The organism is Micromonospora sp. AB353, assembly GCF_049538395.1.
Classification (GTDB): Bacteria; Actinomycetota; Actinomycetes; order Mycobacteriales; family Micromonosporaceae; genus Micromonospora; species Micromonospora aurantiaca.
In genome coordinates this window covers 1-3,061 of the sequence record NZ_JBMVFV010000163.1, presented here as the reverse complement: position 1 = coordinate 3,061, position 3,061 = coordinate 1, and the positions used below count along the sequence as shown (strand labels likewise).

At 76.4% G+C, this 3,061-nt stretch carries 5 protein-coding genes; 2 read left to right on the top strand and 3 right to left on the bottom strand.

Annotation, left to right across the window (positions count from 1 at the left end):
• Window positions 1–582: Pr6Pr family membrane protein (locus ACPCK6_RS29430; RefSeq protein WP_423482838.1), on the bottom strand; the 582-nt coding region annotated here is incomplete at its 3' end.
• Between the two features lie 62 nt (window positions 583–644).
• Window positions 645–1,358, bottom strand: coding sequence for a hypothetical protein (locus ACPCK6_RS29425; protein WP_423482837.1), 714 nt, complete (start codon window positions 1,356–1,358; stop codon window positions 645–647).
• A gap of 144 nt (window positions 1,359–1,502) precedes the next feature.
• On the opposite strand from ACPCK6_RS29425, the gene ACPCK6_RS29420 reads away from it, so the two are divergent.
• The gene (locus ACPCK6_RS29420; protein WP_423482836.1) at window positions 1,503–2,393 is read left to right on the top strand and encodes a DUF72 domain-containing protein; all 891 of its coding nucleotides are present in this window, start codon (window positions 1,503–1,505) and stop codon (window positions 2,391–2,393) included.
• A gap of 36 nt (window positions 2,394–2,429) precedes the next feature.
• Complete coding sequence (locus ACPCK6_RS29415) at window positions 2,430–2,636, top strand: GTPase activator (RefSeq protein WP_396880651.1); 207 nt, start codon at window positions 2,430–2,432, stop codon at window positions 2,634–2,636.
• Window positions 2,637–2,640: 4 nt separating this feature from the next.
• On the opposite strand, the gene ACPCK6_RS29410 is transcribed toward ACPCK6_RS29415, so the two are convergent.
• The coding region (locus tag ACPCK6_RS29410; protein WP_423482835.1) for a hypothetical protein at window positions 2,641–3,061 on the bottom strand (421 nt) is incomplete at its 5' end.

Below are 3,061 nucleotides of genomic sequence, written 5' to 3'. Positions count from 1 at the left end.
TCGGGCGAGCAGCCGGTCCACGCCCACGAACAGCAGGCCCAGCAGCCAGAACACCGTGGCGAACCCGACCGCGCTGACCGCCACCCCGTCGTAGCCGAGCTCGCCCGCGTCGATGAACGGGTACGGGTACCTGTCCACGATCAGGCCGCGTACCAGCGCGAACCCGAGGTATCCGAGCGGGAACACCAGCCACCAGGCGGCGTACCGGGGGCGCAGCCGGCCGCGCCTGTCGAACAGCGTCCAGTCGGCGACCGCCAGCAGCGGCACCACCGTATGCAGGAACTGGTTGCCCCACCACTCACCCGGTTGCCGGTCCGGCTGGGCCATCGCGAACGGGCTGGCCGGGTTGGCCAGCACCAGGTGGTAGACGGTGCCGGTGATGGTGATGTAGAGGGTCACCGCTCCCTTGAGGGCACTCGGCGGCTCGGGCCGGTCGCGCAGCGCGCACCAGGCGGCGTACCCGGCGAGGACGCCGACCGCCACGTTGCTCTGGATGGTGAAGTACGGCAGCAGGCCGGTCACCGTGGCCGGGCCGAGCGCGGTGAGGACGATGCCGGCCAGCACGGCGAGCACCACTGCCACGCGGAGGAGGATCGCCGATCGGCGACGCCGGGGGGTCACGCGGGCAAGTTACCAGCCGGTCGTCAACCGGCCCGCCGCCCGGGCGGGGTGCCCGACGGAGGCCCGGCGTGCTCCGGCGCGGGGACGTCCACGCCCGGCGGTCCGCCGGACGGGTGGACCGGGTGCGCGGTCCGGCCGCCTCGCCCGCCGTCGGCCCGGCCGCCTCGCCCGCCGTCGGCCCGGCCCGGCGGTTCGTCGTCGCCCAGCAGCCCGGCGCAGTAGTCGGGCACCCGCTCGTGACCCCCGGCGGCGGTGACGAGGTCGCTGAAGGCGGGTGTGGCGAGGGCGCGTCCCCGGTCCGGCTCGGCGAGCGCCCGGTACGCGACGCACAGTCCCGGCGGTGCGGATGGCTGCGGTGTCCCGGGGCCCGGTGAGCCGGTCGGCCGGGCCGGCCGGGTCTCCGGCGCGGGCGGCGCGGTGCCGACCGGCGGCGGCGCCGGTCGTGCGGCGCGCGGCAGGTTCCCGGTCGCGGCGAGCGCGACACCACCGGTGAGGGACGCGGCGAGCCCGGCCACCGCCACCCGGACACCGAAGCGGACACGGCGGCGACGGCGCATCCGCCGGGCCGACCGGTACGCGGCGACCGCTGCCGCCTCGCCGCCGAGTTCGCCCGCGCCGGGTGCGGCCCGGACCGCGGCCAGCACGGCGAGCAGGGCCGGCGGAGCGGACGGCGCGTCGCCGGAGCCGCCGGCGAGCAGCCGCTCGACGGTTTCCTGGTCCAGGCCGGATGCGTCCATCTCGTGACCCTCAGCGCCGCGACCCGGCCGGGCGTCACACTCCGGCGGCGCGGAACCACGGTGAGGCCGGTCACCCGGTGCCGGTCAGGGCCCGGAGGGCATCTCCGGTTGCCGATGTCCGGCGGTCGCGGTGAACTGAACTACATGGGTGTCATCAAGGTGGGCACGTCGTCCTGGGCCGACCAGATGCTGGTCCGCTCCGGCTGGTATCCGCGCGGGGTCAACACGCCCGCCGGCCGGCTCGGCTGGTACGCGGAGCGGTTCGGACTGGTCGAGGTGGACACGTCGTACTACGCCGTGCCGGCACCGGAGACCACGGCGGGCTGGGCGGCCGCGACGCCGGACGGGTTCACCTTCGACGTCAAGGCGTTCCGCCTGTTCACCGGCCACCACACCCCTGTCGACGCGCTGCCCAAGGATCTTCGTCCGGCCGGCGGACCGAGCCGGATCCGCTGGCGCGACCTGCCCGCCGGGGCGTACGACGTGGTGTGGGACCGGTTCCACGCGGCGCTGGCGCCGCTCGCGGCGGCCGACCGGCTCGGCGCCGTGCTGTTGCAGTTCCCGCCGTGGCTGGCCCGCGGCGAGGCGGCCCGGCGGCGGATCCTGGACGCGGCCCGGCGCTGCCGTCCCTGGCCGGTCACCGTCGAGCTGCGGCACTCGTCCTGGTTCGACGGGGACGCGATGGCCGAGACCGTGACGTTCCTGCGCGAGCACGACCTCGGGTACGCCTGTGTGGACATGCCGCAGGGGCACGTCTCCTCGGTGCCGCCGGTCCTGGTCGCCACCACCGACCTGGCCGTGATCCGGTTCCACGGGCACAGCACGGCCTGGGAGAGCGGCGACAAGCAGGAACGGTTCCGCTACGCCTACGGGGAGCGCGAGCTGCGGCACTGGTCGGCGCTGCTGCACGAGCTGGCCGACCAGTGCGCCGAACTGCACGTGCTGATGAACAACTGCTGCGGCGACCAGGCCCAGCGCGACGCCGCCCGCCTGGCCGACCTGCTCGGCGTCGCCCCCGCCACCGCGCGCGCCTGACGTTTCCGTCGCCACCGTCCGGGTACCGCCGGGGGCATGGACGACAGCGAAAAGGGATCGGTGGAGCAGCGGCGCGACGACGAGCGGGACCCGCGGGCGACCCGGGAGGCCGAGGAGGCGCACGGCGGCAGCATGGCGCCGGGCCTGGTCGACGACACCGGGCACCCGGTGACCGAGTCACCGGTGCCGGACAACGAGCCGTCCGCGCCGGGCGGCCCGGGTGAGGACGGCACCGGCTCCTGACGGCTCAGGGACGCGTCTCCGGGCGCATCCCGGTCGCCTCCTCCAGCGCGTTGTCGCCGAGGTCGCCGTCCGCCCTGTCGTCCGGGAACGTCCGCCCCGACGGGGCGGGATCCGGCGGCGCGCCCGGCCCGGCCTCGGTCGTCCGGGTCGGCTCGACCGATCCGAACCCGTGCCGGCCCGCCTTCGGCCCGCCCGGCCCGGCGCCGGCCGCCCGGCGCTCACCGCGCCGCCCCTCGGGTACGGCGGTGTCCTCGCTGCCCTCGTCCATCGGGTCGCTGTCACCGGCGCCCCACGGCGGGTCGGCGTCGAAGCCGTCGGTGGTGCCCCACGGCGCGGCCGACTCCGGCCCGCGCCCGTCACCGGTACCCGGCCGGTCCCTGCTGGTCATGGTCACCTCACCTCGCCTGCTGTGCCCGTGCCGCCCG